Source organism: Novosphingobium sp. KCTC 2891, from assembly GCF_025938155.1.
Classification (GTDB): domain Bacteria; phylum Pseudomonadota; class Alphaproteobacteria; order Sphingomonadales; family Sphingomonadaceae; genus Novosphingobium.
In genome coordinates, this window is record NZ_JAPCZG010000002.1 from 435,491 (window position 1) to 460,903 (window position 25,413).

General features: G+C 68.2%; 25 protein-coding genes. 20 read left to right on the forward strand and 5 right to left on the reverse strand.

The annotated features are described in order from the left end of the window. Positions 1 to 201 precede the first annotated feature (201 nt). From OLX02_RS05760 to OLX02_RS05805, 10 genes are all read left to right on the forward strand, one after another. Positions 202 to 1,482 carry a glutamate-5-semialdehyde dehydrogenase gene (locus tag OLX02_RS05760; protein ID WP_264420989.1) on the forward strand — a complete coding sequence of 427 codons (1,281 nt, stop codon included), beginning with the start codon at positions 202 to 204 and terminating at the stop codon, positions 1,480 to 1,482. Further along, positions 1,446 to 2,135, forward strand: coding sequence for a nicotinate-nucleotide adenylyltransferase (locus OLX02_RS05765; protein WP_413630078.1), 690 nt, complete (start codon positions 1,446 to 1,448; stop codon positions 2,133 to 2,135). Before OLX02_RS05760 ends, OLX02_RS05765 begins: the two co-directional genes overlap by 37 nt. A 95-nt stretch (positions 2,136 to 2,230) precedes the next feature. After that, the gene (rsfS, locus tag OLX02_RS05770; protein WP_264420993.1) at positions 2,231 to 2,617 is read left to right on the forward strand and encodes a ribosome silencing factor; all 387 of its coding nucleotides are present in this window, start codon (positions 2,231 to 2,233) and stop codon (positions 2,615 to 2,617) included. 118 nt (positions 2,618 to 2,735) lie between these two features. After that, positions 2,736 to 3,161, forward strand: a complete 426-nt coding sequence (locus OLX02_RS05775) for a 23S rRNA (pseudouridine(1915)-N(3))-methyltransferase RlmH (RefSeq protein WP_264420994.1) — start codon at positions 2,736 to 2,738, stop codon at positions 3,159 to 3,161. A 10-nt stretch (positions 3,162 to 3,171) separates the two neighbouring features. Then, positions 3,172 to 4,398 carry a murein hydrolase activator EnvC family protein gene (locus OLX02_RS05780; RefSeq protein WP_264420995.1) on the forward strand — a complete coding sequence of 409 codons (1,227 nt, stop codon included), beginning with the start codon at positions 3,172 to 3,174 and terminating at the stop codon, positions 4,396 to 4,398. Positions 4,399 to 4,489: 91 nt separating this feature from the next. Continuing rightward, entirely contained in the window at positions 4,490 to 5,821 is a 1,332-nt protein-coding gene (locus OLX02_RS05785) for a S41 family peptidase (RefSeq protein WP_264420997.1), read from the forward strand. 3 nt (positions 5,822 to 5,824) lie between these two features. Beyond that, positions 5,825 to 6,313: a disulfide bond formation protein B gene (locus OLX02_RS05790; RefSeq protein WP_264420999.1), complete on the forward strand. Its 489-nt coding sequence runs from the start codon at positions 5,825 to 5,827 to the stop codon at positions 6,311 to 6,313. Continuing rightward, entirely contained in the window at positions 6,310 to 6,825 is a 516-nt protein-coding gene (locus tag OLX02_RS05795; protein WP_264421002.1) for a demethoxyubiquinone hydroxylase family protein, read from the forward strand. The genes OLX02_RS05790 and OLX02_RS05795 overlap by 4 nt, the downstream gene beginning before the upstream one ends. Positions 6,826 to 6,913: 88 nt before the next feature. Beyond that, entirely contained in the window at positions 6,914 to 7,501 is a 588-nt protein-coding gene (locus OLX02_RS05800) for a hypothetical protein (protein WP_264421003.1), read from the forward strand. Between the two features lie 111 nt (positions 7,502 to 7,612). Further along, on the forward strand, positions 7,613 to 9,793 hold the full coding sequence (locus OLX02_RS05805) for a putative bifunctional diguanylate cyclase/phosphodiesterase (RefSeq protein WP_264421004.1): 2,181 nt from the start codon (positions 7,613 to 7,615) through the stop codon (positions 9,791 to 9,793). 53 nt (positions 9,794 to 9,846) lie between these two features. Here OLX02_RS05805 and fabI read toward each other — a convergent pair whose 3' ends face one another. The 3 genes from fabI to OLX02_RS05820 are packed head-to-tail and all read right to left on the reverse strand — an operon-like array spanning position 9,847 to position 12,656. Beyond that, positions 9,847 to 10,650 (reverse strand): enoyl-ACP reductase FabI, encoded by an 804-nt coding sequence (gene fabI / locus OLX02_RS05810; RefSeq protein WP_264421006.1) that lies wholly within the window; start codon positions 10,648 to 10,650, stop codon positions 9,847 to 9,849. A gap of 13 nt (positions 10,651 to 10,663) precedes the next feature. Continuing rightward, a complete protein-coding gene (locus OLX02_RS05815; RefSeq protein WP_264421008.1) occupies positions 10,664 to 11,695 on the reverse strand; it encodes a YihY/virulence factor BrkB family protein in 1,032 nt (343 codons plus the stop codon). Positions 11,696 to 11,699: 4 nt separating this feature from the next. After that, positions 11,700 to 12,656, reverse strand: coding sequence for a DnaJ C-terminal domain-containing protein (locus OLX02_RS05820; protein WP_264421011.1), 957 nt, complete (start codon positions 12,654 to 12,656; stop codon positions 11,700 to 11,702). Positions 12,657 to 12,951: 295 nt separating this feature from the next. On the opposite strand from OLX02_RS05820, the gene pdxH reads away from it, so the two are divergent. The 3 genes from pdxH to OLX02_RS05835 are packed head-to-tail and all read left to right on the forward strand — an operon-like array spanning position 12,952 to position 15,311. After that, a complete protein-coding gene (gene pdxH, locus OLX02_RS05825) occupies positions 12,952 to 13,518 on the forward strand; it encodes a pyridoxamine 5'-phosphate oxidase (RefSeq protein ID WP_264421200.1) in 567 nt (188 codons plus the stop codon). 12 nt (positions 13,519 to 13,530) lie between these two features. After that, positions 13,531 to 14,511: a cation diffusion facilitator family transporter gene (locus tag OLX02_RS05830; protein ID WP_264421014.1), complete on the forward strand. Its 981-nt coding sequence runs from the start codon at positions 13,531 to 13,533 to the stop codon at positions 14,509 to 14,511. Next, positions 14,508 to 15,311 carry a PhzF family phenazine biosynthesis protein gene (locus OLX02_RS05835; RefSeq protein WP_264421015.1) on the forward strand — a complete coding sequence of 268 codons (804 nt, stop codon included), beginning with the start codon at positions 14,508 to 14,510 and terminating at the stop codon, positions 15,309 to 15,311. The genes OLX02_RS05830 and OLX02_RS05835 overlap by 4 nt, the downstream gene beginning before the upstream one ends. Here OLX02_RS05835 and OLX02_RS05840 read toward each other — a convergent pair. Next, positions 15,308 to 16,429, reverse strand: coding sequence for a serine hydrolase domain-containing protein (locus OLX02_RS05840; RefSeq protein ID WP_264421016.1), 1,122 nt, complete (start codon positions 16,427 to 16,429; stop codon positions 15,308 to 15,310). The two genes, OLX02_RS05835 and OLX02_RS05840, sit on opposite strands and share 4 nt — an antisense overlap. A 137-nt stretch (positions 16,430 to 16,566) precedes the next feature. Here OLX02_RS05840 and OLX02_RS05845 point away from each other — a divergent pair, with 137 nt between their 5' ends. Next, entirely contained in the window at positions 16,567 to 16,863 is a 297-nt protein-coding gene (locus tag OLX02_RS05845) for a hypothetical protein (protein ID WP_264421018.1), read from the forward strand. 7 nt (positions 16,864 to 16,870) lie between these two features. Here the strand turns inward: OLX02_RS05845 and mnmA are convergent, their stop codons facing one another. Continuing rightward, positions 16,871 to 18,019, reverse strand: coding sequence for a tRNA 2-thiouridine(34) synthase MnmA (mnmA, locus tag OLX02_RS05850; RefSeq protein WP_264421020.1), 1,149 nt, complete (start codon positions 18,017 to 18,019; stop codon positions 16,871 to 16,873). Between the two features lie 148 nt (positions 18,020 to 18,167). Between mnmA and OLX02_RS05855 the strand changes: the two genes are divergently transcribed. The 6 genes from OLX02_RS05855 to OLX02_RS05880 all read left to right on the forward strand — a co-directional run bounded on the left by OLX02_RS05855 (position 18,168) and on the right by OLX02_RS05880 (position 25,412). Next, positions 18,168 to 18,527, forward strand: coding sequence for a hypothetical protein (locus tag OLX02_RS05855; RefSeq protein ID WP_264421022.1), 360 nt, complete (start codon positions 18,168 to 18,170; stop codon positions 18,525 to 18,527). Next, complete coding sequence (locus OLX02_RS05860; protein WP_264421026.1) at positions 18,524 to 18,823, forward strand: DUF1153 domain-containing protein; 300 nt, start codon at positions 18,524 to 18,526, stop codon at positions 18,821 to 18,823. The genes OLX02_RS05855 and OLX02_RS05860 overlap by 4 nt, the downstream gene beginning before the upstream one ends. 336 nt (positions 18,824 to 19,159) lie before the next feature. Continuing rightward, entirely contained in the window at positions 19,160 to 20,377 is a 1,218-nt protein-coding gene (locus OLX02_RS05865) for an efflux RND transporter periplasmic adaptor subunit (protein WP_264421202.1), read from the forward strand. 15 nt (positions 20,378 to 20,392) lie between these two features. Beyond that, a complete protein-coding gene (locus tag OLX02_RS05870) occupies positions 20,393 to 23,590 on the forward strand; it encodes an efflux RND transporter permease subunit (RefSeq protein WP_264421027.1) in 3,198 nt (1,065 codons plus the stop codon). Between the two features lie 83 nt (positions 23,591 to 23,673). After that, positions 23,674 to 24,879: a DUF445 domain-containing protein gene (locus tag OLX02_RS05875; RefSeq protein WP_264421029.1), complete on the forward strand. Its 1,206-nt coding sequence runs from the start codon at positions 23,674 to 23,676 to the stop codon at positions 24,877 to 24,879. 11 nt (positions 24,880 to 24,890) lie between these two features. Next, complete coding sequence (locus OLX02_RS05880) at positions 24,891 to 25,412, forward strand: GNAT family N-acetyltransferase (RefSeq protein ID WP_264421031.1); 522 nt, start codon at positions 24,891 to 24,893, stop codon at positions 25,410 to 25,412. The last annotated feature ends 1 nt before the right edge of the window (position 25,413 follow it).

The window sequence follows — 25,413 nt, forward strand, 5'->3', positions numbered from 1 at the left end:
CCCGCCGGGAACCACGCGGTCGAATCGGGACGGGGCGAGCCGTGCGACTCCGTCGATGAAGCGAGCTGCCCGGTCGCATTTCGTCGCATTCTGCGGGAACCGATTGCCGCGCGCGACGTTTTTGGCCCCCGCGACTCGGCGAAATCGCCGTGCGGGCGGGGTGGGCTGACATTCGGCCGTCCAGGTGGTAGTTGCGCCGCCATGTCCACGCAGCAGCCCTCGGCCAACGCCGCTTCCGTCACCGACCTCGTCGCCCAGCTCGCCCGCGCCGGCCGCACCGCCGGACGCCAGCTTGCGCGGATGCCGTCTGCCGACAAGGCTCGCGCGCTCCAGCTTGCCGCCGCCTCGCTGCGCCGTGCTGCCGCCGATGTGCTGTCCGCCAATGCGCGCGACGTGACGGCCGCCGAAACCAACGGGCTTTCCCCTGCGCTGATCGATCGCTTGCGGCTGGACGAAGCCCGGCTCGAAGGCATCGCTGCCGCGGTCGATGATGTGGCGGTGCTGGCCGATCCGGTCGGCGCGGTGATCGACGAGCAGGCGCGCCCCAACGGCATGGTGCTCCAGCGCGTGCGGATTCCCATCGGGCTAATCGGCATCATCTATGAAAGCCGTCCCAACGTGACCGCCGATGCCGCTGCACTCTGCGTGCGGTCGGGCAATGCGGTGCTGCTGCGCGGCGGCTCGGAAGCGGTTCATTCCAACCGCGCGATCCACAGGGCGCTGGTCGAAGGGCTGGTCGAGGGCGGCGTGCCCGCCGATGCGGTGCAGCTGCTGCCCACGCAGGACCGGGCCGCTGTCGGCGCGATGCTGGGCGCGGCGGGCCTGATCGACATGATCGTGCCGCGCGGCGGCAAGAGCCTGGTCGCCCGCGTCCAGGCCGAAGCGCGCGTGCCGGTGCTGGCGCACCTCGATGGCATCAACCACACTTATGTCGATCATGCAGCCGATCCGGCGATGGCCAAGGCCATCGCGCTCAACGCCAAGATGCGCCGCACGGGCATCTGCGGATCGATGGAAACGCTGCTGATCGATGCGACCTATCCCGATCCGCACGGGCTGGTCGAACCGCTGATTGCCGCCGGCTGCGAACTGCGGGGCGATGCGCGGGCGCGTGCCATCGATCCGCGCATCGGTGCAGCGGCGGACGATGACTGGGACACCGAATATCTCGAGGCGATTCTCTCGGTTGCGGTGGTGGACGGCATCGACGATGCGCTGGCGCACATCGCGCGCCATTCCTCGGGCCATACCGACGCGGTGGTGACGCAGGACCAGCAGGTGGCGGACCGCTTCCTTGCCGAAGTGGACAGCGCCATCGTGATGCACAACGCCTCCAGCCAGTTTGCCGATGGCGGCGAGTTTGGCCTTGGCGCGGAAATCGGCATCGCCACCGGGCGGCTTCATGCGCGCGGCCCGGTCGCGCTCGAAGGGCTGACCACCTACAAGTGGCTGGTGCGCGGCAGCGGACAGGTTCGCCCCTGACCTCAGTCGTGCCTGTCCTGACCGGCCTTCTGGGCGGCAGTTTCAACCCGGCGCATGGCGCCCACCGCCGGATCACCCTGTTCGTGCGCGATGCGCTCGGGCTGGACGAGGTGTGGTGGCTGGTTTCGCCGGGCAACGTGCTCAAGCCGGCCGCGGGCATGGCCCCGCTCGCCGCGCGGCTTGCCTCGGCGCAGCGCGCGGCCCGGTGCGCGCCGATCCGCGCGACCGCGATCGAGCGCGAACTGGGCACGCGCTACACCATCGACAGCCTGCGCGCGCTGAAGCGTCGCTACCCCAAGCGGCGGTTCGTGTGGATCATGGGCGCGGACAATCTGGCCCAGTTTCACCGCTGGCGCGACTGGCGCGGGATCGCGCGGGAGATGCCGATTGCGGTTGTCGCGCGTCCGGGGTATGATGCTGCTGCCTTGGCGAGCCCCGCCATGGCCTGGTTGCGCCGCTGGCGCCGGCGGCCCGGACAGGATTTTTTTGGCGCGAAACGGAGCGCCCCGGCGCTGACCATCCTGCGTTTCGATCCCGATCCTCGCTCGGCCACCGCGATTCGCGCGGCCGATCCGGACTGGCATCGTCGCTTCGTTGGTCGTCCCATGCGCGACATGGTCACGCATCGCTCCATCAGGGCAGACCGGCCCTGAACCCGCCCGCCCCCTCTCACCCCGCTTCCGGAGCCTCATCAGGGCTTCGGCGTTGTCTTTATTGAAACAAGAGCCACGGAGACCATTTTTACTCCATGACAACCGCCCAACCCCTGCCGGCCGAAGCCGGTGCAACCCCCAGGCCCGAACCGACCAGCCTGTATGAACTGATCCTCCAGTCGCTGGACGAGGATCAGGCGCAGGATATCGTTTCGATCCCGCTCGAAGGCAAAAGCTCGGTTGCCGATTACATGGTGATCGCATCGGGCCGTTCGACCCGCCAGGTCGCCTCGATCGCGCAGAAGCTGGCCGAACGCATCAAGCGCGCGGGCTACGGCTCGTCGCGCATCGAAGGCCTGCCCGCTGCCGACTGGGTGCTGGTCGATGCCGGCGACGTGGTGATCCATGTCTTCCGCCCCGAAGTGCGCAGCTTCTACAATCTCGAACGCATGTGGGCGTTCGGAGACCAGGGCGAGGCGTAATCACAGCAAGGGAAGCCCATCCGGGGCTTCCCGAGCGGCCCGGTGCGGCAAGCCTTCCGCGGATGCGGAAGGCGCACCAGACCGAGACTTCGCCCAGATTGTCGGCTAGACGCTGCCCATGCTTCTCCACATCATCGCCCGCGGAAAGATCGGCCGTTCGCCAGAGGCCGAGCTGGTGGAGCGGTATGGCAAGCGCATCGCGTGGGGCTTCAAGGTGACCGAGCTGCCCGATCGGGGCGGCACCGTGCCGCCGCCGTCGGCCACGCCGGTGCGGACCGTCGCGCTGGACGAGCGCGGCAAGCAGCTTTCCTCGGCCGAATTCGCGCGCATCCTGGAACGCTGGCGCGACGACGGCGTGCGCGAGGCGCGGTTCCTGATCGGCGCGGCGGACGGGCACGAGGATGCCTTGCGCGAAAGCGCGGACCTGCTGATCGCGTTCGGCAACCTCACCTGGCCGCACATGATGGCCCGCGCGATGCTGGCCGAACAGCTGTGGCGCGCCACCAGCATCGTTGCCGGCCATCCCTATCACCGCGAAGGATAAGCGTGCCGTCATGACGTCACGCGCTGCCTTCCTTGCCTTTACCGCCGTGCTTGCGGCTTTCGCGGGCTGGCAGGCGCTGGGGCAGGGCGTGCCCTATCAGGCCCCCTATCAGGATGGCGCGCAGGCAAGCGACGCGCTGCGGCAGGCGGCCCGGTCGCTCGCGGAGGCCCGCACGCGCGGCGAGCGGCTGGAGGCGCAGGCGCGCCGCGCCACGCAAGCGGCGGACCGCACCGCGGCCGAGGCCGCCGCGCTCGCCGCGCGCATCCAGCAGTCCGAAGCCGAAATGGAACTGGCGCAGGGGCAGGTCGCGGCGGTCGATCGCCAGCGCGCCGCGCTGCGATTGCGCATGGCCGCGCGGCAGGAGCCGGTGGTGCGGCTGACAGCAGCGCTGCAGCTGATGGCGCGCCGTCCGCTGGCGTTCAGCCTGATGCGGTCAGACAGTCTGCGCGACACGGTCTACCTGCGCGCCGTGCTGGAAACCATGCTGCCCGAAGTGCGCCGCCGCACCGCCGCGCTGCGCGGCGAGATCGTGCGGGGACGGCAGTTGCAGGACCGTGCCCGCGCCGCCGCCACGCGTCTGCACGCCGGCGAAGCGAAACTTGCGGCGCGCCGGCTGGAACTGGCCGCCATCGAGAGCCGGCAGCGTATCGAATCGCGCGCCGCGCAGGGCGTCGCCAGCCGCGAGGGCGACCGCGCGCTGGCCCTGGCGGAGGAAACGCGCGACCTCGCCGCGCTGATCGGCCGGCTGCAACAGGATGGAGCCTTGCGCGAACAGCTTGCCGCGCTGCCCGGCCCGGTGCCGCGCCCGGCCCGGCCCGGCGACGTCCTGATGGTCGAGGATGCCGCTCCCGGTGCGCCCACGCCTGCGCCGCGCTTTTCGTGGATCATGCCCATTGCCGGCCGTGTCGTCAGCGGCTTTGGGGAGGCGGGCGACGCCGGGCCGGCGCGCGGCGTCACATTCGCGCCGGTGCCCGGTGCGCAGGTCGTCGCCCCGGCGGCGGGGCGCGTGGCCTTCGCCGGTTCCTATCGCACCTATGGGCGGATCGTGATCCTGGAGCACGAGGGCGGCTGGTCCTCGCTCGTCACCGATCTCGGGCGGCTCGATGTGGCGGTGGGCGACCGGGTGGTGCAAGGCTCGCCGCTCGGCAGCGCCGGGCCGGGCCGGCCGACCGTCACCGTCGAACTGCGCAAGGACGGCGCGCCGGTCAATCCGCTGCAACTGCTGCGCGGCAAATGAGGGGCGCCAATGCCCTTTCGCTCCATCTGGCGTTAATCACGCACCGTCTATAAAAGCGCGTGCTTAGCGCGCTCTCATCCGAAAGACCTTTATGGGCAAGACCTTCGCTTCCCTCCTCCGCGCGACGGCGCTGGTTTCGGCCGTCGCCCTGATTCCGGCGACGACCGCCGGGCTCGCGGCGGTGGACGCGAAATCGGGTCCGCAGTTCGGCAAGCTTCTTGCCGTCTACGAGCGGATCAAGTCGAACTATGTAGAGCCTGTCGACGACGACAAGCTGGTCAAGGGCGCGATCGACGGGATGCTTGCCACGCTCGATCCGCACAGCTCCTATCTCGACGCGCGCGATTTCGAGAACCTGCGCACCCAGACCGATGGCTCGTATGGCGGGCTGGGCCTGTCGGTGACGATGGACGACGGCGCGGTGAAGGTCATCGCGCCTACCAAGGGCAGCCCCGCCGACCAGGCCGGGGTGAAGGCGGGCGACTACATCACCCACCTCGACGGCAAGCTGATCTATGGCGGCACGCTCGATGAAGCGGTCGACCAGATGCGCGGCGAACCGGGGACCCCCATCCGCCTGACGATCTTCCGCCCCGGCCGCGACGATCCGTTCGATGTCACTGTCACCCGCCAGATCATCGATCTCAAGCCGGTCGATTCGCAGGTGAAGGACAATGTCGGCGTGATCTCCGTGTCCAGCTTCAGCGCCAATGTCGGCGCCGAAGTTGCCGCCGCATGGGAACAGATCAAGGCGAAGACCGGCGGCCGCCCCGCCGGCCTCGTGCTCGATCTGCGCGGCAACCCCGGCGGCCTGCTCGATGAAGCGGTGTCGCTGTCCGATCTGTTCCTCGAAAAGGGCACGATCGTTTCGCAGCGCGGCCGTTATGCGCGCGACAACGAGGTCTACAGCGCGCAGCCGGGCGACGTCGCGCGGGGCGTGCCGATGATCGTTCTGATCGACGAAGGTTCCGCCTCGGCCTCCGAAATCGTCGCCGGTGCGCTGCAGGACCAGCACCGCGCGGTGGTGATGGGCCAGCGCAGCTTCGGCAAGGGCAGCGTGCAGACGCTGATCCCGCTGACCCGCGATACCGCGCTCAAGCTGACGACGGCGCGCTACTACACGCCGTCGGGCCGATCGGTGCAGGAAGGCGGCATCGATCCGGACATCGCCGTGCCGCAGATTTCCGATCCGGACCTGCGCAAGCGCGCGCTGCGCTCCTACCGCGAAAGCGACCTGCGCGGGCACCTCGTCAACGAGATCAAGGACGACAAGGATCTCGAAAAGGACAAGGCCGAAGATCCGCGCTTCAAGATGACGCCGGAAGAGCTGAAGGCGAAGAACATCGACGACTTCCAGCTCTATTACGCCGTCCAGACGCTCGGCCGCACCACGCCCCAGGCCATCGCTTTCAGGAAGCGCTGATCCATGACGCCGCAGCAATCGCGCAGCGCCGCCTATACGCTCGTGCTTCTCGTCCCCGCCGCGCTGATGGGCGGTGCGCTGATTTCACAATACGTCTTCGGGCTTTACCCGTGCCAGATGTGCTGGTGGCAGCGCTATCCGCATATCGCCGCGATCGTGCTGGCGCTGCTCGCGCTCGTGATGCGCGGCAGCCGCCTGGGTGACGCGCTGGTCCGGCTCGCCGCGCTGGCGGTGCTGGCCAGCGGCGCGATCGGGGCTTTCCACGCCGGGGTCGAATATGGCTGGTGGCAGGGCATCACCACGTGCGCGCGCACCAGCGGCGCGAGCGGCGATCCGCTCGCCGCGATCATGAATGCGCCGATCATCCGCTGCGATGTCGCGCCGTGGAGCCTGTTCGGGATCAGCCTGGCGGGCTACAATTTCCTCATCTCCGTGGCCGGAGCGCTGGCGGTGTTCGCCCTCCTCGGCCGCGGCAACCGGAGGCCCGCATGACCAGCCGCAAGAGTGCCGAGATGCTGCGCGTCGATCAGGCGGGCGAATATGGCGCGACCCGGATCTACGCCGGCCAGATGGCGGTGATGGGCGACCGCGCTCGCGATTCGGGCGAAATTGCGGAAATGGCGCGGCAGGAGGAAGACCACCGCCGCCGCTTCGATGCGCTGATCGCCAGGCGGGGCGTGCGCCCCACCGCGCTTCAGCCGGTGTGGTCGGCGGCGGGCTTTGCGCTGGGCGCGGCCACCGCGCTGCTGGGGCCGGAGGCGGCGATGGCCTGCACCGCCGCAATCGAGACCGAGATCGACCTGCACTATACCGAGCAGCTGGAGGAACTGGGCGACGAGGACCCGGAACTGGCCGGCATGATTCGCGAGTTCCGTGACGACGAGCGCGCACACCGCGACGCCGCCTTCGCCGCCGGGGCCGAGCGCGCGCCCGGCTATCCCCTGCTGTTCGGCGCTGTCCGCCTTGGTTGCAAGGTTGCCATCGCCCTTTCAAAGCGGATCTGAATTGATCCCGGCCAAGGATCGGGTTTCATCTCCCGTTCAAGGCATAAGCGGCCTATATCGGGCCGATCCCAGACGGAGTGCCTGATCGATGAAGCCCATTCTTGCCGCTGCCGCCCTGCTTGGCACCATGGCCAGCCTCGCGCCCCTGCCCGCCGCGGCGCAGAGTGAGCCGGGCGAGAAGGTCAACCAGCTCATCGTCTATGGCGACGATCCGTGCCCGGCGTCTTCGGACGGATCGATCACGGTCTGTGCCCGAAAGGACGAATCCGAGCGGTTCCGCATCCCCGCTCCGCTGCGCGACAATCCCAATGCCTCGGTCAATCAGAGCTGGACCGAGCGCGTGAAGGCCTATGAAACCGTAGGTGCGGCCGGCGCCTATTCCTGCTCGCCGGTGGGGTCTGGCGGCGCTTCGGGCTGCATGGCCAAGCTGATCAACCAGGCCTACGCCGAAAAGAAGCAGGCCACCGACGTGCAGATGGGCAAGCTGATCGAGGAAGAACGCGCCAAGCGGCTTCAGTCGATCGACAAGGACGCCGCAGCCGAACAGGGCCGCGTCGAACAGCTCGAAAAGGAATACGACGCCAGGCTCGCCCGCGAACGCGCGGCCGAGTCTGCCACCACCCAGCCCGCCCAGCCTGCGGCACCTGCACCGCTGTCGGTGCCGCCGCAGCGGTAAACCACTGGCACGGGGACATATTGCCGCCACCGTTCATGCGACATATACCTAGCCCCCTTTCCGGAAGATTTTTCCCAGTTCCGGGCTAGATCTGTCGCGAGGAGGCGGACCTTGCGGTGCCCTGACCGATCACCTGACGAGCCGGACCGCCTGCGCGCTCTGGCCGAATACCGGATCGAGGACGAGCAGGCGCTCGCCAGTCTCGACGCGATCGTCGGGATGGCCGCGCGCCTGTTCGATTGCCCCGGCGCGGCGGTCAATCTCGTGGGCGAGGAACAGGTGTTCCTCGTTTCCAGCAAGGGCATTGCTCCCTGTGATTTCTCGCGCGATGCGAGCTTCTGCGCCCATGCCATGACCCAGGACGGGATCATGGTGGTGGAGGACGCCGCGCTCGACCCGCGCTTTCACGACAATCCGCTCGTCGCCTCGGGCGCGATCCGTTTCTACGCCGGTGCGGCCTTGCGCGCGCCGTCGGGTCATGCGCTGGGCGCCTTGTGCGTGGTCGATCCCGAGCCGCACGCGGGCTTTTCGGCGCAGGATCGCACGCGGCTGGCCGAGCTGGCGCGGCTGGTGTCGGACAAGCTGGAATTGCGCAGGCTGGATGTCGCCGCGCAGGCCCGGCCCGCCCGGTTCAAGGCGCGCGCCATGACTTCGCCCGGCGCTGTGGTGTGTTTCGACGAGCAGGGACGGATCACCACCTGCAATCCCGCCGCCGCCGCGCTGTTCGGATGGGCCGAGGCAGACCTCGTGGGCGCCCCGGTCGAGCGGCTGGTGGCCGAAGCGGATCGCACGGCGGTCGGCGCCGATTTGCGCCGTGTCCGGCTGGGCAACCTGCCGATCACGCGCGGCACGGTGCTGACGGCGCAGCGCCGCGACGGCAGTCGCTTCTCTGCGGAACTGCACTGGTCGCATTGGCACGAGGGCGAGCGGACGCTGTTCGGCGTGCTGGTGCAGGACCTGACGGACCGCCTACGCGAGGAAGACGCGCTTTATCACCTCGCGCATTTCGATCCGCTGACCGGCCTGCCCAACCGCGCCCTGCTGATGGGGCAACTGGACGAGGCGTTCGATCGCCGCGCGCCGGCGGCGCTGATCCTGACCGATCTGGCCGGTTTTGCCGACATCAACAACACGCTCGGCCAGGCCGTGGGCGATGCGGTGCTGCGCCGGGTGGGCGAGAGCATCCGCGCGGTGGTTCCGGTGGCCGCCTACGTCGCGCGGCTCGGCGGCGACGAATTCGCCACGGTGCTGCCGCTGCGCGATCCGGTCGCCGCGGCGCAGGTCGCGCGCGATATCAACGGGGCGCTGGCCCGGCCGATGCGCGTGGCGGGGCACGAGATCCACATCGGCAGCCATTGCGGCATTGCGCTGGCACCCGATCAGGCGCGCACGCCCGACGACCTGATCGGCAATGCCGAGCTGGCCCTGCTGCAGGCGCGCGACAACGGGCGCGGGGATACCACCATGTTCATGCCGCACCTCAGGGCGCGGGCGGTCGCGCGGCGCAAGTTCGAGGCGGAACTGCACCATGCGCTCGGGCTGGGCCAGTTCGTGCTGTTCTATCAGCCGCAGGTGGCGCTGGCAGATGGCGCGCTGACCGGGGCCGAGGCGCTGATCCGCTGGCGGCATCCGCAGCATGGCCTGCTGGCGCCGGGGGTGTTCCTGCCCGCGCTGGAGGCCAGCAGCATCGCCGGCGCGGTGGGCTGCTGGGTGCTCGACGCAGCCTGCCGCCAGGCCGCGCTGTGGCGGCGCGCGAATCCCCGTTTCGGGATCAGCGTCAATCTTTCGGCGGCGCAGTTCCGCCCCGGCAATCTGCCCGCGATCGTTGCCGGCACATTGGCGGCGCATGGCTTGCCGGGCGATGCGCTCGAACTGGAAATCACGGAGAACATCATCCTCGACCAGCAGGACACCGTGCTGGCGCAGTTGCGGCAGATCCGCGCGCTGGGCGTGCGCCTGTCGTTCGATGATTTCGGGACCGGCTTCGCGTCGCTCAACGTGCTGCGCAATTTCCCGGTCAGCCACATCAAGATCGACAAGGGTTTCACGCTGGCGATGCAGACCTCGGCAAAGGACCGCGCGATCGTGACCGGGCTGATCGGCATGGCGCGCGACCTGGGCCTCGAAGTAATCGCCGAAGGCGTGGAAAGCGCCGCCGCCGCGCAGTTTCTGCGCCGGCATGGCTGCCACAAGGCGCAGGGCTACCATTTCGGCGAGCCGTGCACGCCGGGACAGTTTGTCGACCGCTATCTGCGGCTGGAGGGCGAAAGCCTGAGGCTGGCCGGGGGCTAGCCTGCCGCCAGCCCCCGGTCCGCATCAGCCGGCCGAATCGGCCAAGCTGCGAATCAGCTGAGCGCGATGTCGGGCGCGTCTTCCTGCTTCATGCCCACGATGTGGTAGCCCGCATCGACGTGGTGCACTTCGCCGGTCACGCCCGAGGACAGGTCCGACAGGAAGTAAAGCCCCGCGCCGCCCACGTCCTCGATCGTCACGTTCCGGCGCAGCGGGCTGTTCAGCTCGTTCCACTTCAGGATGTAGCGGAAATCGCCGATCCCGCTTGCGGCCAGGGTCTTGATCGGGCCGGCCGAGATCGCGTTGACGCGGATGCCCGAGGGGCCGCAGTCGTTGGCGAGATACTGGACGCTGGTTTCCAGCGCCGCCTTGGCCACACCCATCACGTTGTAGTGCGGCACGACCTTTTCCGCGCCGTAGTAGGTCAGCGTCAGGATCGAGGCACCGGCGGACATCATCGGCAGCGCCCGCTGCGTCACCGCAACCAGGCTGTAGGCCGAAATGTTCATTGTCATCAGGAAGTTGTCGAGCGTGGTGTCGCAATACCGCCCGCGCAACTGGTTCTTGTCCGAATAGCCGATCGCATGGACGACGAAGTCGATCGTCGGCCAGCGCGCCTTCAGAGTCTCGAATGCGACATCGAGTGCCGCCATGTCGGACACGTCGCATTCGATCAGGAAATCGCTGCCAAGGCTTTCCGCCAGCGGCCGCACGCGCTTTTCCAGCGCGTCGCCCTGGTACGAGAAGGCCATTTCGGCACCTTGCTCGTGGAGACGCTTGGCGATCCCCCACGCCAGCGACTTGTCGTTCGCGAGGCCCATGATCAGGCCGCGTTTACCCTTCATCAGTCCGGTCATGCGCCCTCTTGTCTCACTTGTCCTGTGCTTGCGCGGTGCGGAGTTCGGCCGCCCGTGCCCGGTCATCGGCCTGGCCCAGCATGTCCTGCTCTTCCGGAGTCTCGGCAAGAGCGGCATTGAGTTCGGCGCCTACCACCATCCCTAAGCCGACCAGCCAGAAAAAGAAAAGCGCGATCATCACCCCGGCCATGCTGCCATAGGTCAGATCGTAGGTAAAAAGGTGCCGCAGCAGCTTGGGCAGCATCGTCGTGACGAGGATCCACCACGTCGTCACGAACAGAGCGCCGGGCCATTTGGGGTATTGCCGGCCGCGATAGGCCCCCGGCGTCAGCGAGATGAACACCAGCCACAGCGAGCCATAGAGCAGCACCGCCGGCGCGAATCGGGTGATGGCCAGCCCGTTCACGATGTCCTCGAACTGCGGCAGCCATGCCGAGATCGCCTCTTCCATCGCGCCGATCACCACCTGGGCCGTGATCGACAGCAGGATCAGCACGACCGAAGCGATGATGAGGCCGGTGGACATCAGGCGATAGCGCCAGAAGGCATGGGTCCAGCGCGTGCCATAGGCGCGGCGCAGGATGTCCCGGATCGTTTCGACCAGGCTGCCCACGGTCCACAGGCCCACGATTCCCCCGATCCACAGCAGCCAGCCGGTGCGCGCCTCGATCACGCCGCGGGCCACCGGTTCCAGCACGTTGGCCACCACCGGCGGCAGCGCGATCAGGACGGTGTTGATCGCGGCGGCGCGCTGGCCCGCTTCGCCCAGCAGAGAAAACAGCGCGGCGCCGGTGATGAAGAAGGGAAACAGCGCGATCAGCACCATGTAGGCAAAGTTGCCGGCGTGGATGAAGCCATCGTTGATGACGCCCACCCACACCCGCTTGACCACTTCGAACACGCGGCTTCCCGGCCCGATCCGCTCGCGCGCCTCGGCCAGCCCGGCGCGCCATTGCAGCGCCTCGCGGCGGCGCGCCTCGGGGGAAAGATCGGGCAGGTCGACCAGCGGGTGGGCCCCGGGGGGTGCATCCGGAGCCTCGGACAAAGGGTTACACTCCCAGTTTGCCGCGCAAGTTGCGCTTGTCCGTCCAACCCTCGAGCCGCGTCTTCAGATCCGCGTCGTCCGCCGGAACGTCGATCATCAGCGTTACCAACTGGTCGCCGCGCTCGCCGTTTTTGCGGGTGAAGCCGCGCCCCTTCAGGCGCAGCGTCTTGCCGCTGCTGCTGCCGGGCGCCACCGTCAGCATCACCGCGCCGTCCACGGTCGGCACTTTCACCTTGGCGCCGTGCACCGCCTCGTCCAGCGTGATCGGCAGGTCCAGCCGGATCGAGTCGCCGTCGCGCTCGTAGAATGGGTGGGATTCGATCTCGATGGTGATGATCGCATCGCCGAAACCGCCCGGCCCCTGCTCGCCCTTGCCGCCAAGCCGCATCTGCTGGCCGTCCTCGACACCGGCAGGCAGCTTGAGATCGATGCTCTTTCCGTCCGCCAGCGTGATCCGCTGCGGCGCGCGCGTGGCGGCATCGGTGAAGGGCACTTTCAGGCGATAGGTGACGTTGGCGCCCTTGGGCGGAGGTCCGCGCCGGCCGCCGCCGAATCCGCCGCCGAAGCCTGCACCTTGTCCCCCGGCGCCGCGCCCACCGAACAGGCCCTCGAACAGGTCGCCCAGATCGACGCCTTCGGCCCCGCCTGCCTCGAACCCGCCGTCATGGCGATAGCCGCGCTGCGCCCCGGCAAAGCCGCCGCCGCCGCCGCCCCCGCCGAAGCCGAAAGGCATCGTCGGATTGCCATCGGCGTCGATCTCGCCGCGGTCGAATTTGGCCCGCTTGTCCTTGTCGGACAGCAGGTCGTACGCCCGCGTCACTTCGGAGAAGCGCTCGGACGCCTTGGGGTTGTCCTTGTTGCGGTCGGGGTGGAGTTCCTTCGCCAGCTTGCGATAGGCGGACTTGATGTCCTTCTCGCCTGCACTGCGCGCTACGCCAAGGGTCGAATAAGGGTCTGCCATGCTATCCTAGCTAGGATTGCCGGGCCCGTGCCGCAAGCCTTGCGCTGCACGCGGCGGGGGACGGCATGCCGGTGAGACCGGGGTGGGCGCGCCAAGACCCATCGTGATGACCCATCGTGCGGGTAGGCACCCGGCCCAGCGCACGCTACTCCGCGTGGTGCGCCATCGATCCCCCGCGTTGATCGAGGTCATGGCGCGCACCGTATCGTTCCGCCAGGCCGTGGGCCTTGCCGGACACCGCAGGGAAAAGACCGTGACCGAAGCATCCGCAGAAGCGATTCCCCACGCCGATCCGATGGCGATCTTCGAGGACTGGTTCGCCCAGGCCCGGCAGAGCGAGCCGAACGATCCCAACGCGATGGCGCTGGCCACGGCCACGCCGCAGGCGGTGCCTTCGGTGCGAATGGTGCTGCTCAAGGGCCACGGGCCGGACGGCTTCGTGTTCTACACCAACTTCGAAAGCCGCAAGGGCGGCGAACTGGCGGCCAATCCCCACGTGGCGCTGCTGTTCCACTGGAAGTCGCTGCGCCGCCAGGTCCGCGTCGAAGGCGTGATCGAGCAGGTCACTCCGGCAGAGGCCGACGCCTATTTCGCCAGCCGGCATCCCCAGTCGCGGCTGGGTTCGGCCGCGTCCGACCAGTCGCGCCCGCTGCCGTCGCGGCAGGTCTATCTCGACCGCGTGGAGGCGCTGACGGCGCAGTATCCCGATGGCAACGTGCCGCGCCCCGCACACTGGTCGGGATACCGCGTGCGGCCGGTCGCCATCGAGTTCTGGCAGGACCGCGATTACCGCCTGCACGAACGTCGCCGCTTCGTGGTGGACGGGCAAGGCGGCTGGACCAGCACCCTGCTTTACCCGTAAGATAGCGCCACGATGGACATGACCCGGACAGACACGCACGCCGATCTCAATCGCAAGGCCGCGCTTGCCTCCAGCGCGGTGGCGCTGCTGCTGGTGGGCCTGAAAGTCTGGGCGGTCCTTTCCACCGGATCGTCGGCCATGCTCGGCAGCCTTGCCGATACCGCGCTCGATCTGGTGGCCAGCCTCGCCACGCTGCTCGGCGTGTGGGTCGCTTCGCAGCCCGACGATCACAACCACCGCTTCGGCCACGGCAAGGCGGAAGCGCTGGCGGCGATGTTCCAGGTCGTGCTGATCTCGATCTCGGCGATCGGCCTCGCTTTCCGCTCGGCCGGCCAGTTCATGGGGCACGAGCGCGTGGCCGAGGCCGAATCGGGCGTGATCGTCTCGGCCATCGCCATGATCGCCACGCTGGCGCTGCTCGCCTACCAGCGCTCGGTCATCAGCCGCACCGGCAGCCTCGCCATCGCGACCGACAACGTCCACTACAAGTCGGACCTGTTTCTCAACCTCGCGGTGATCGCCGCACTGGTGATCGACCAGTGGCTGGGCGTGGCCGGCGCCGACGCCGCTTTTGCTTTCGGCATCGCGCTGTGGCTCGGATGGGGCGCGTGGGGCGCATCGCAGGATGCGATCGAGCAGCTGATGGACCACGAATGGCCGCTCGAAAAGCGCGAGCGGTTCCTGGCCGTCGTTGCCCAGCACCCGGAACTGAAGGGTCTGCACGATTTGCGCACCCGCACCAGCGGCAACCGCGATTTCGTGCAGTTCCACGTCTGGGTCGATGGCCGCATGACCGTGACCGAGGCGCACCGCGTGATGGATGAGATCGAGGACAAGCTGATGGCCGAGTTCCCCGGCGTCGAAGTCCTGATTCACCCCGATCCCGAAGGGCTGGTCGATGAACAGCCGATGGGCGCGCAGGACCTGCTCGCGCCCGGTCCAAATGGCGAAAGCCCCGCGCTGGTCGCGCAAGGCAGCCCCGGCGCGGCGTGAGCGCGCCCGCCGCCCGCTTCTTTCTGGTCGATGCTTTCGGGCGCGGGCCGCTTACCGGCAACCAGGCCGCGGTCCTGTTGCTCGATGCCTGGCCCGATGATGAAACCCTGCGCCGTATCGCCGCCGAACTGATGGTGGCGGAAACGGCGTTCCTCGTGCCCGACCGTTCCGGCGCGGCCGACTGGCAGCTGCGCTGGTTCACCCCGCAAGTCGAAGTCCTGCTGTGCGGCCACGGCACGCTCGGCGCGGCCCATGCGCTGCTTCAGGACGCTTCAGGTGCCGTTCGGGTACGCTTCGCAACGCGCTGGTCTGGCGTGCTGGAGGTGGCCCGAGACGGCGAAATTCTCGTGGTTTCCCTGCCGGTTATCCCGGTCGAAGCAGGACCGGTGCCGGGGCAGGGCCTGCTCGGTGCTCCACGTGAAACATTCCGCAGCGCCAAGGGCTACAACCTGCTGGTCTATGCCGAAGAGGCGGAAATCCGCGCACTTGCGCCCGATTTCGCCGCGCTCGCGGCGCTCGGCCCGCAGCAGTTTATCTGCACCGCACCCGCCGCCGCCCCCGGCGCGGCCATCGCCACCCGCGTCTTCGTCCCCGGCAAGGGCGTGCCAGAGGATGCCGCGACCGGCTCCGCGCACGCCGTGTTGGCGCGGTATTGGGCGCAGCGGCTGGGGCAAGCGCGGTTTTCCGCGTGGCAAGCTTCCCCACGCGGCGGCTGGTTCGACGTGGAGCTGGCGGGCGACCGCGTGCTGCTCGGCGGGCGCTGCACCACCGTGGTCGAAGGGACGTTCCGCCTGCCTTAGCGGAACAGCTGGACCACGTCGGCCAGCCGGTCGACCACCGGGCGAAGCTGCGGGTCGTCGGTCTTGCCCAGCCGCACGACCACCAGCTGACGGCTGGGGGACACCATCACGAACTGGCCCAGATGCCCTTCGCAGGCGAACAGGTCGCGCGGTCCGCGATCGGGGAAAAGTGACGGTTTCCCTTCGGTCGGCGTGCGGTTGAGCCAGACATGCGCGCCATATTGCGCTTCACGCGGGGAAGGGGTGGTCATGAAGTCGATCCACTGGCGCGGGATGATCTGCGCGCCCTTCACCGCGCCCTTGTTGCGCAGGAATTCGCCGAACTTGGCCCAGTCGCGTGCGGTGCCGTGGATCAGGCTGCCGCCGATCAAGGTGCCGGCGGCGTCGAACTCGGGGATCATCGAGCGCATGCCCACCGGCTCGAACAACCGGGTGCGCAGATAGTCGGCAACGGCGCGGCGGCGGATTTCCGGGGTCTGCTCGGGCGCCAGCACCCGCGCGGCAAGGTCGGACAGGATCACGCTCGTCGCGCTCGAATAGACCCACTTCGCGCCCGGCTCGTGCTCCAGCGGCTGGTCCTCTGCATAGCGCGCCATGTCGTCCCGGCCGTCGAGGAACAGCATTCGCACTTCGTCGGATTCGTAAGGCGGATTGCCCGCCTCGACATGGCGCAACCCCGATCGCATCTGGAGCAGCTGGCGCAGGGTGATTTCCCCGCGCGGATCGCCGGGGCGCTGCCACTGCGGCACGGGTGCCGATTCGGCTAGGCGCAGGCGGCCGTCGGACACCAGCATCCCGATCATCACCCCGGTGATCGTCTTGGCCATCGACCACGACACGAAGCGCGTGTTCTCGTGATAGCCCGGCGCATAGCGTTCGGCGACGATGCGGCCTTCGTGCATGACGATCACGGCACGGGTTTCCGCGGCGTCGGGCGCGGTGAACAGCGCATCGACGGCGCGGGCGAGCTTCTCGCGGTCGGCGCCCGGATCCTGCGACACCGCTTCCATCGCCTCCGCCGAAAGCGGCGGCAAGGCGGCCTTGTTCCCGCTGCTGCAACCGAACAAGGCTGGCACCAGCGCGAGGGGGGCGATAAGGGAGAGCGGCAGGCGGGGCATGACCTCCGACCTTTCCTCCAGATCGATCCCGCAAGGCAATGGCCGACCACCTTTCACCCACAACCTCGCCCGTCTTCCCGCCGCCCGGCGGGCCGGGCCACCCGTACGCGCCGCCGCCGCGCGGCCGGCGATGGGTGATGAAGGCGCTTGTCGTGCTGCTGTTGGTGGCGGCGGTGCTGGCCTATTTCTGGAAGCCGCTGCACGGCTATGCCATCACCGGCACGTCCTATGGCGCGCGCGTGGCCTGTTCCTGCCGGTTCGAGGGTGGACGGTCGCTGGGCGATTGTCGCAAGGATTTCGAACCGGGGATGAGCCTCGTCTCGCTGTCCGAGGATACCGAGGCCAAGAGCGTGACCGCGCGCTTCCCGTTGCTCGCCAGCCAGACCGCGACCTACCGCGAGGGCTGGGGATGTGTGCTGGAGCCGTGGAAGTAGCGCTTCGCTAGCTCGCCCAGCTTTCGGTGCTTTCGATCCAGCCGCCGCCGACCACCCGCTCACCGGCATAAAGCACCGCCGCCTGGCCCGGTGCCACCCCGTATTCGGGCTGAAGGAAGCGGATCGCAGTGGACTGGCCGCCGCCGAACGGCCCTTCGAGCGCGATCGGCACGGGCTTTGCCAGCGAACGCACCTTGGCCGTCAGCGGGCCATCAGGAAGAGGGCCGATGCGGTTGGTCTCGGTCACGGTGGCCCGGCCCACGGCGAGCAGCGCGCGCGGGCCGACCAGCACGCGGCGGGCCGGGGCATCGAGCGTGGTGACGTAGAGCGGTTCGGGCTGGCCGCCGATCTCCAGCCCGCGGCGCTGGCCCACCGTGTAATGGATGATGCCGCGATGCTGGCCCAGCACCTCGCCGGTCTGTGCATGGACGATCTCGCCCGGCGCGGCGCCTTCGGGGCGCACCTTCTCGACCACCTTGGCGTAATCGCCGTCGGGGACGAAGCATATGTCCTGGCTGTCGGGCTTGGCCGCGACGCCAAGGCCCAGTTCCCCCGCAAGGCGGCGCACTTCGGGCTTGGGCATGGCGCCCAGCGGAAAGCGCAGGAAAGCGAGCTGTTCCTCGGTGGTGCCGTAGAGGAAATAGGACTGGTCGCGCGCGGGATCGGCGGCGCGGTGCAGTTCCGGGCCGGCCGGGCCGATCACGCGGCGGACGTAGTGCCCGGTGGCGAGGCAGTCCGCGCCCAGTTCGCGCGCCATGCGCAGCAAGTCGGTGAACTTCGGCCCCATGTTGCAGCGGATGCAGGGGATGGGGGTGCGCCCCGCCAGGTAATCGTCGGCAAAGCGATCGACCACTTCTTCGCGGAAGCTCGATTCATGATCGAACACGTAGTGCGCGATGCCCAGCCGGTCGGCCACGGCGCGCGCATCGCGGATATCGTCCCCCGCGCAGCAGGCGCCCTTGCGGCCGGTCGCGGCGCCGTAGTCGTAGAGTTGCAGCGTCACGCCGATCACTTCGGCGCCGCTCGCGGCGGCGATGCCGGCAACGACCGAGCTGTCGACCCCGCCGGACATGGCGACGACGATGCGGCTGGCCGCGGCGGGGCGCGGAAGATCGAACAGGGTTTCGGGACTCGCAAGGCCGGTAAGTGCAGGCATCGCCGCCCTTTAGGCGTTTTCGCGCGCGAGGGGCAGGGCAAATCCGCCGACGGCCCGGCGCTCTCGGGGGATCGGATGGGAAATGGCTAACTATTGGTAAAAGTGAGCTTTACCTCCCTTTATATGTCTGCGGTCTAATGCCCTCCCCATGGACATGGGTTTCACCGATTTATGGGGGATCGACCTGGACGAGGCGCGCCGCGATTTGCGGCCGCTCGGCTGGAGCGAACTCTGTGCGCGGCTTGCCGCGGCGCAGGACCTTCGGCGTGCCGTGAGCGCGCAGAGGCTGGCCGCCGCACCCGGTGGCGGAAGGGGCGCAAGCTTCCATCGGTCCGCCGCGCGTTTGCTGCAAGCCGCCGTAAATCCGGCGGAAAATGCGGAGTATGAAGACCGCATTAACCTTTATCATTCAGGGATTGGCAAAGGCGGGGGGCGCACATTCATGAACACCCCGAATTCAGTGTCCCGCCCGTCCCCCGTCAGTCTGTCCCGTCGAGAAAAGCCATGATCGAAAACCAGAAAATCAGGCCGTCGCAGGTGATCGGACCCCTTGGTGAACCGCTCACGCTCGAAAACCTTCCCCCGCCGACCACGACGCGCTGGGTCGTGCGCCGCAAGGCCGAAGTCGTCGCCGCCGTTAACGGTGGTCTGCTGACGATCGACGAGGTCTGCGAGCGTTATGGCCTGACGCTCGAAGAGTTCGCCTCGTGGCAGCGCGCGGTGGACCGGTCGGGCATGCAGGGTCTGCGCGTGACCCGCCTTCAGCATTATCGCGACCTCTACGAACGCCAGCTCAAGTACTGAGCGGGTTCGCGCGGTCGCGCGAAACGAGCCATCCACGGGCGGCCGCTTCCTTCGGGAAGCGGCCGTTTTCGTTTGCGGCACGCCAATTCATTCCCGAAAGTTATATACCTGATTACAGATGCAACCGGGCAACACTCGGCCAGCTGCCGCAAGTCCTTTGTCGAGCCGCAATTGCAACTGGTCGGAACGGGGTCTATTGCCAACAACAATTGCGCCACAAAGGCGGGGCCGCCGCGCTTGCGACCGGTGATCTAGTCATATAACACACCGCAGTATCCGGACTTTCCGGCGCAGCGGTCGGGAGCGGCCCGTGCGGGGCGAAGGCACGTGAACGACATGAATTACGAGACGAGCATCCAGCCCGGACCCGCCCACTTCGGACCCGATGAAGCGCTGGGCCCGAACCCAACCGATACCGTTCCGGCGGAGGCGGCCGAGATCGATCGCCGCCGCATGATCGTGGCTGCCGTGCTGATCGCGCTGGTGCTCGGCCTGGCGTGGTGGCTGATGCACCGTGGCGGCACGGCGACCGAAACTGCCGCATCGACCTCGCAGGCGCAGACCGTTTCGGTCGTCAGCCCGGGCCGGACCACCGTGGAAGGCATCGTCACCGCCAGCGGCACCATCGCCGCCCGCCGCGAAATGCCGGTGGGCATTGCCGGCGAGGGCGGCCGCGTGGTGAGCGTGCTGGTCGACGCGGGCGATTGGGTGCGCGCCGGGCAGGTGCTGGCCGTGGTCGACCGCTCGGTCCAGTCGCAACAGATTTCGGGCCAGTCGGCCAACATCGCGGTGCAGCAGGCCAATGCCCGGTTGGCGCAGGCCAATCTCGATCGCGCGCTCAAGCTGGTGGCCAAGGGCTTCATCTCCAAGGCCGACATCGACCGGCTGACCGCCACGCGCGATTCCGCCGCGGCGCAGGTCCGCGTCGCGCAGGCCAGCCTTGGCCAGTTGCAGGCGAGCACGGCGCGGCTGAACATCGTCGCGCCCGCTTCCGGACTGGTGTTGACCCGCGGCGTCGAGCCGGGGCAGATCGTGGGCGCGGCCTCGGGCGTGCTGTTCCGCGTGGCCAAGGGCGGCGAGCTGGAAATGCAGGCGCGCCTGGCCGAGAACGATCTCGCGCGGCTTGCCGTGGGGGTATCCGCGGACGTGACCCCGGTGGGCACGCCGCGCGCCTTCACCGGCCAGATCTGGCAGCTGGCGCCGACCATCGACGCGCAGACCCGCGAAGGCGTGGCGCGCATTGCGCTCGCCTATGATCCGGCGCTGCGGCCCGGCGGCTTTGCCAGCGCTTCGATCAAGAGCGGGACGACCACGGCGCCGGTCCTGCCGGAATCGGCGATCCTGTCGGATCCGCGCGGCGCCTACGTCTATATCGTGGGCGGCAACAACAAGGTCGAGCGGCGGTCGGTGACGACCGGCGACGTGACGCCGCAGGGCATCGTCGTGCGCCAGGGCCTTTCGGGCAACGAGCGCGTCGTGCTGCGCGCCGGCGGCTTCCTCAATCCGGGCGACACCGTTCGTCCTGTCGTCGCGCCTGCCGGGCGTGGTGGCTGACGGGGGAAGGACCCCATGAACTTCGCCAACATTTCCGCGTGGTCGATCCGCAACCCGGTCGTCCCGATCATCCTGTTCCTGGGCCTGACTCTGGCCGGCCTCATGTCGTTCATGAACATGAAGGTCCAGGACCAGCCCGACATCGAGTTCCCGATGGTGATCGTCACGATCACCCAGCCGGGCGCCGCGCCGACGGAAATCGAGAACCAGATCACCCAGCACGTCGAATCCGCCGTGCGGACGATCGCGGGGATCGACACGATCAGTTCGACCGCATCGGAAGGCGTCAGCCAGTCGATGATCCAGTTCAAGATCGGCACCGACATCAATGCCGCGGTGAACGAGGTGAAGAACGCGGTCGACCAGGTGCGTGGCAACCTGCCCGACGGCATCCTTGAGCCGCAGGTGATCAAGGCCCAGACCTCGTCCGAGCCGATCGCCTATTTCGCGGTTTCGGCCGACGACATGACGATCGAGCAGCTTTCCTGGTTCATCGACGATACCGTGGCCAAGCGGCTGCTGTCGGTGCCGGGCATGGCAGAAGTGACGCGTTCCGGCGGCGTCGACCGCGAGATTGCGGTGACGCTCGACCCGATGCGGATGAAGGCGCAGGGCGTGACCGCGGTGCAGGTCAATGCGGCGCTGCGGCAGGTCAACCTCAACGCCGCGGGTGGCCGCGCCGAAGTGGCGGGATCGCGGCAGGCCGTGCGCGTGCTGGGCAATGCGCAGAGCGCCTTCGACCTTTCGCAGAACGAGATCGGGCTGCCCAGCGGGCGGACGATCAAGCTGGCTGACGTGGCCGACGTGCGCGACAGCTACAGCGAGATCACCTCCATCGCCAAGTTCCAGGGCAAGCCGGTGGTGACCTTCAGCATCGCCCGCGCGCGCGGCGAAAGCGACGTGAGCGTGTTCGACGCCACGGTGAAGGAACTGGCCCGGATCGAAAAGGAGCAGGGCAGCAAGGTCCACTTCACCCAGCTGTTCAACTCGGTCCAGTATACCAAGGACCAGTATCGCAGCTCGATGTCCTCGATGGTCGAGGGCGCAGTGCTGGCGGTGATCGTGGTGTTCTTCTTCCTGCGCGACTGGCGCGCCACGATCGTCTCGGCGATCGCCATCCCGCTGTCCGCGATCCCCACGTTCTGGGTGATGAACCTGATGGGGTTCACGCTCAACACGCTGTCGCTGCTGGCGCTGGGCCTGGTCGCGGGCGTGCTGGTCGATGACGCGATCGTCGAGATCGAGAACATCGTGCGCCATATGCGGATGGGCAAATCGCCCTATCAGGCATCGATCGACGCGGCCGACGAAATCGGGCTGGCGGTGGTCGCCACCACCTTCTCGATCGTCGCGGTGTTCTTCCCGGTGGGCATGATGCCCGGTGTTTCGGGCCAGTTCTTCAAGAACTTCGGCCTGACCGTGGTGGTGGCCGTGCTGTTCTCGCTGTTCGTGGCACGCATGATCACGCCAATGGTGGCGGCCTACTTCCTGAAATCGCACGGCCATGCCGAACATGGCGGCGGCGTGTGGATGGACCGCTACATGAAGGTGCTGCGCTGGTCGCTCGATACGCGCGATGCGCAGGCCTATCGCGCGGCACATCCGCGCCGGCATTTCCGGGCGCGGATGCGCGATCACCGGCTGTGGATGATGGGCGTGGGCGCGGGCGCACTGCTGTTTACGGTGGCGATGTTCTTCGTGATTCCGTCGCAGTTCTTCCCCGAAACCGACGAGGATTTCAGCCGCATCTCGGTGGAGATGGTGCCGGGCACCACCATCGAGCAGACCGAGCGCAAGATGGATGAAGTCCTCGCGCTGGTGAAGAACGAGCCTGAGGTCAACGTGGCGCTGGAACGCGTCGAGGAAGGCAAGGGGCGCGTGTTCCTGAGCCTGAAGAAGGACCGCAAGCGCACCAGCGCCGAATTCGAGCGCGCGCTGACCCCGCGCCTGCAGGCGGTGGCCGACGCGCGCGTTTCGTTCCTGAGCCAGAACGGCGGCGGGCCGGGCGGTGGATCTGGGCGTCCGATCAGCATCATGCTGTCCGGCTCCAATCCCGACCTCCTGCAGAAGACCGCGCAGACGCTGGTCGAACAGATGAGCGGGTTGAAGGAAGTGGTGGCGCCGCGCGTCAGCGCCGACATGCGCCGGCCGGAAATCGTCATCACGCCGCATCTCGATCTCGCCGCGAACCTGGGCGTGACGACACAGGCGCTGAGCCAGGTGATCCGCATCGCGACGCAGGGCGAGATCGATCAGAACAGCGCCAAGTTCTCTCTGTCGGACCGGCAGGTGCCGATCCGCGTGAAGCTGCCGGTGGAATCGCGCCGCGATCTTTCGACAATCGAGAACCTGCCGGTGCCCACCACCTCGGGCAACTCCGTGCCGCTGTCGCGCGTGGCGACCATCGGCTTCGGTTCCGGCCCGACGACGATCCAGCGCTACAACCAGAACCGCCGCGTGTTCATCGGCGCCGACTTGCCCGAAGGCATGGCCAAGGGCACCGCGATGGCGGCGATCAACAAGCTGCCGGTGATGCGGAACCTGCCGCAGGGCGTTTCCAACGCCCCCGCGGGCGAGGATCGCTGGCAGGCCGAAATGCTCACCAACTTCATGGTTGCGCTGGGCGCGGGCGTGCTGCTGGTGTTCTCGGTGCTGGTGCTGCTCTACCACCGGTTCATTTCGCCGCTGGTCAACATGGGATCGCTGTTCCTGGCACCGCTGGGCGGGTTGCTCCTGCTGGGCCTGGTGGGGCAGCCGCTGTCGCTGCCGGTGTTCATCGGCATCCTCATGCTGTTCGGCATCGTCGCCAAGAACTCGATCCTGCTGATCGACTTCGCCATCGACGAGATGGCCACCGGCAAGACCAAGCTGGAGGCGATCATCGAGGCCGGGCACAAGCGCGCCCAGCCGATCGTGATGACCACCGTGGCGATGGTGGCAGGCATGATCCCCACCGCGATCTCGCTGGGCGGTGACGCCGGCTGGCGCGCGCCGATGGGCACCACGGTGATCGGCGGGCTGACCTTGTCGACCGTGCTGACGCTGCTGATCGTGCCCGCTGGCTTCAGCCTGGCGGACGGGCTGGAGAAGCGGGTCGGCCCGTGGCTGAGCCGCAAGGTGCTGAGCTACGACCCCGACGATCCGCGCAACCATGCGGCCGGCGGCCCCGGCGGAGGGAACCGGTCGGCGGGCGAGGCATTCCCGGCGGAGTGAGCCAGCTTCCTTCCGTTCCCGCCCCGCCCGCCCGATCCGGCCGGCGCGGGGCCCTGGCCGTCCCGCGTGACGGGGCGGGGCAGATGCGGCTGATCGCCACGGGACTGCTGGTGGCGATGGCGGGGACGTTCTTCCTCGCCCGGCATTTCGAGACGGCCGATCCCGCATGGGGCTACCTGCGCGCCTTTGCCGAGGCGGCGATGGTGGGCGGGCTGGCCGACTGGTTCGCGGTGACGGCGCTGTTCCGCCATCCGCTGGGCCTGCCAATCCCGCACACCGCGATCATTCCCGAGAACAAGGACCGTATCGCCGACACGATGGCTACGTTCCTGCAGGACAATTTCCTGACGCCGCAAGTCGTGGCGCGGCGCCTGCAGGCGCTGAACGCGGCGACACTGGCGGGGCAGTTCCTTGCCAATCCGCGCGGATCGGAAAGCCGCCTGCGCGACGGCGCGACCAGCCTTGTCGCCGACGTGCTGGAATCGCTCGATCAGGAAAAGCTGGGCGGCATCGCCAAGGGCGCACTGCGCGGCCAGATCGAGAAGCTCGATCTGGCACCGCTGCTGGGCCAGTTGCTGGGCGCGATGATCGCGGACGGGCGGCACATGCCGCTGATCGAAAGCCTGATCCGCAAGACCGCGCACACGCTGGAAGCGAACGAGGACATGATCCGCGCGATGATCCACGAGCGCGCCAATGCGCTGGTGCGGTTCGCGCGGCTGGACGAGCGGCTGGCCAACACCATCCTCGACGGGCTGTACAAGCTGCTCGCCGAGACGGTGGTGATGCCGGATCATCCGCTGCGCGTGAAGATCGAGGATGGGCTGAACCAGCTTGCCCACGATCTGGTCCACGATCCCGAAATGCGCGCCCGCGTGGAGCGAATGAAGGGCGAAGTGCTGGCGAATCCCGCCTTTGCGGGTTGGCTCGATGCGCTGTGGGAACGCGGGCGCGCGCGCCTGCTCAAGGCGGTGCGCGAGCCGGAGGGCGTGCTTTCGGGCCAGATCGGCGACAGCCTGGGCGAACTGGGCCGCGCGCTGCAGCATGACGCGCGGTTGCAGGTGCTGGTCAACCGCTTCGCGCGGCGCACCCTGGTAGGCGTGGCCAGCCGCTATGGTGGGCAGATCGTGCGGCTGGTGTCCGAGACGGTGCGGCGCTGGGACGCGCGCACCGTGACCGACCGGATCGAAGGCGCGGTGGGCCGCGACCTGCAATTCATCCGCATCAACGGTACCGTCGTCGGCGGACTGGTGGGCGTGGCCATCCATGCGGTGGACGTGCTGCTGTGAAGGGGGATCAGGTGAGCGGACCGGTGCTGGTGACCGAGCGGCTGGAGCTGTGGCGCCCGCAGGCGGGCGACCATGCCGGGCTGGTGGACCTGCTTGCACCCGAGGCGGTGCGCCGCAACCTGGGCGCGCGGCCGACGAGCGCGATGGAGGAATTCAACCGCCTGCTGCGCAATGCCGGAAGCTGGGCGCTCTACGGCTATGGCATATTCACGTGCCGGCTGCGCGGCGACGACAGCGTGATCGGCATCTGCGGCGTGTTCCATTCGTGGCGCGGTTTCGGCAAGGGCATGGACGACACGCCCGAAATCGGCTGGATCTTCGCCGAGCGCGCCTGGGGCAAAGGCATCGCCAGCGAGGCGGCTGCGGCCGCGATCGGCTGGTTCGAGACCGCCTTTGGCCCGCGGCGGATCGCCTGCATGATCAACGACACCAACGTTGCATCGGTCGCGGTGGCGGAGAAGCTGGGCTTCGTCCGCTGCGGCGAGCATGACGACGGCGATGCGCGGCTGATCCTGCTGGAGCGGAACGGCTGAG